Genomic DNA, 2,468 nt, shown 5'->3' with positions numbered 1-2,468 from the left:
CAGCGGGACTGTGCGCCCCGAGCGGCCTCCGCACCGTCTCCCCGACCCGCACCACGCCCTCCGACACGTCCCCACCGAAGAGCGGAACCTCAATGTCCACTGCCACAGCACCCAAAGATAGAACCCGGAACCCCCCGCACGCTCCGCTCACGCGTGGTAACGGCGTTATAGATGTGGAGCTGGAGGACCCGCACCCTTACACTGTGTCCCGGCGTCCCGCCGGGCGCCGGGCGCCCGTAGCTCAGCTGGACAGAGCATCGGACTTCTAATCCGACGGTCGCGGGTTCGAATCCTGCCGGGCGCGCCCCCGTCTGACCTGCAGTCTTACCACTGCCAAGATCCAGAATCCTGCCCGGTATGTCCCCATGTTTGCTCGATGTTTGCTCGGCTGTCGCGTCCCTGTCGCTGAGCCCTCCCGACCTGGTTGATCACCGGTGTCGAGCGTCCTTGGCCAGTGCGTCGGCGCGTCTGCGAAGAGCCGCGGCTGTCCGGGACTTTGGGGCTTTGGCCGACCGCCTGCCTGCGACAGGTGCCGGGGTCCGCATCCAACCTCCGGTTCGGATGCGGACCCCGGCACCAGGAGTCTGCTGGTCAGCTTCTGCCGGTCATCGGTTCGACGTTCCCACCAGGTGGACGACGCGGCCCGCTGCTGTCGTTTCGTCCGGCTCGGGACCGGTGCGGGCGTTGAGGATGACAGCGGCGGCGTCTTCGGCGGATTGGCGGGCCAGGTCGGGTAGGACGCTGGTGTAGGTGTCGGAGGCGATGGTGATCGATGACAGGCCCAGGGTCTCTTGTACGACTTTCAGGTCGTGTCCGGCGCGCAGCAGGATGGTGGCGGCGCCGTGCCGCAGGTCGTGCAGCCGGACGGGTGGTAGCCCGGTCTCCATGGCGAGTAGCAGAAATTGTTCGGAGACGGCCATGGGCGCCAGCGGGCTGCCGTCGGGTTGGGTGAAGACGAATCCGGTGTCGTTCCAGGTGCCGCCTGCGGCCAGGCGTTCTTGGTTCTGACGGGCGCGGTGAGCGGTCAACTGCTTGACCGTGTGCTGGTCGAGGGTGACTTGTCGTTCTCCGGCTTCGGATTTGGGGCGGCCTTGTTCGGTGTGGCCGCCGTTCTGGGTGATCTGCCACCGGACCCGGATGGTGCCTTCGTCCAGGTCGACATCCGCCCACCGCAGTCCGCATGCTTCACCGCGCCGCAGCCCGCGGAACGCGATGAGATGGTAGAGCGCATGCAGCCGGTGCAGGGCGGCGCGGTCGAGGAACGTGCCGGTCTGTTCGGGTGTCCAGACCATGACCGGTGAGGGCCGTGGTGTGCTGACGTAGGCGTCCATCGGTTTGACGCGCCCGTTGCGCACCTTCCCGTCTGGTCCAGCCGGGCAGATGCGGCTCTTGGCCTCGATGAATGTCTCCCGGCCCCGGCGCCATTCGCGGACGCGTTCGGGTGTCCACACCAGCGCTTTGGGGCGGCGGCCGGAGGGCAGTTCGATCAGGGAGGCGACGTTGAGGTCGATGCGCCGTTCCCGGATGGCCTGGTTGAGGGCGGCGCGCAGGGTGGCACGGATCCGGTGCATGGTCGCCGGACCGACCGCCCGAGCCCCTTTCACCTGTGCCCGTGCTTCGGGGTCGCCGGACTCGCGGGCGCGGGTGATCGCCTCGTTGCGTTCGTCGATGGCGTCGAAGACCGCTTGGACGTCGGCGACGCGGAGCCGGTCCAGGCGGATGTCGCCGATGACCGGGTTCAGGTGGGTGGTGATGTGGGTGCGGTAGCTGCGCAGGGTCCCGTTGCGCAGGCCTTTGCGTCCGGCGAGCCAGGTCTGCAGCCACTGCCCGACCGTGATGGCGGTGTCCAGGTCCTGCCCGGTGCGGATTTTGCGGCGCACCTCCTCAGGCGCCGGGAGCCGCTTGTCCTTCTTCAGCGTGGTGGTGATGAGGTCGGCGATCCGGCTGCGGTCCTCGGCGTCGGTGCTGATGGCCAGCAGTTCGTGCAGCCGGGCGATCTGGGTTTCGGCGGCGTCCTGGCTGGTGAATCCGCCGCGGCGGATCGGGCTGCGGCGGGTGCCGTCCCGGCGGGGCGGTAGTTCGAACTGGTAGTACCAACTGCCGTGGGTCGGGCTCCAGGAGCCGCCCCGGCGGCGCAGCTTGGGGCATTTGCTGAGCAGTCCCCGGCCGTCGGGGGTGCGGCAGCCGCAGGCCTTGTAGGTGGTTCCGGCAGGCATCCGGTGTTTCACTCGCTTTCTGGTGCGGGCTGTCCGGCGGTGTCGTTGAGGCCGAGCAGGGTGAGCAGTCCGGCGGTGGGGACCAGGTAACTGCGGCCGACGCGCAGCACCGGGCAGGGGAAGTGCCCGGTGCGTGCCAGCTCGTAGCTTTTGGTGCGCCCCACTCCCAGCGCCCGCCCCGCGGTGACCAGATCGATCACGGCGGGCAGCGTGCGGATCTCCGCCGTCGCGCGTGCGCACGATGCTCACCAG

2 protein-coding genes and 1 tRNA gene are annotated in these 2,468 nt (G+C 68.8%); 1 reads left to right on the top strand and 2 read right to left on the bottom strand.

Annotated elements, in window-relative coordinates; translation table 11 throughout:
- The first annotated feature begins 230 nt into the window (after window positions 1–230).
- Window positions 231–304 (top strand) — tRNA-Arg (locus ETD96_RS43355).
- A gap of 301 nt (window positions 305–605) precedes the next feature.
- Here ETD96_RS43355 and ETD96_RS43350 read toward each other — a convergent pair.
- Both ETD96_RS43350 and ETD96_RS43345 read right to left on the bottom strand, forming a co-directional pair.
- Window positions 606–2,216, bottom strand: a complete 1,611-nt coding sequence (locus tag ETD96_RS43350) for a tyrosine-type recombinase/integrase (protein WP_138642285.1) — start codon at window positions 2,214–2,216, stop codon at window positions 606–608.
- Window positions 2,217–2,224: 8 nt separating this feature from the next.
- Window positions 2,225–2,416: a hypothetical protein gene (locus ETD96_RS43345; protein WP_240808644.1), complete on the bottom strand. Its 192-nt coding sequence runs from the start codon at window positions 2,414–2,416 to the stop codon at window positions 2,225–2,227.
- Window positions 2,417–2,468: the final 52 nt, after the last annotated feature.

This window comes from Actinomadura geliboluensis (genome assembly GCF_005889745.1).
GTDB classification, from domain to species: Bacteria; Actinomycetota; Actinomycetes; order Streptosporangiales; family Streptosporangiaceae; genus Spirillospora; species Spirillospora geliboluensis.
Note: the sequence above shows the minus strand (reverse complement) of the source record. Positions and strands in the feature narration are given on the sequence as shown.

Bases quoted from the DNA above. Each gene is read 5' to 3' on its own strand.
- ETD96_RS43350 (WP_138642285.1), bottom strand. From the start codon at position 2,216: ATGCCTGCCGGAACCACCTACAAGGCCTGCGGCTGCCGCACCCCCGAC.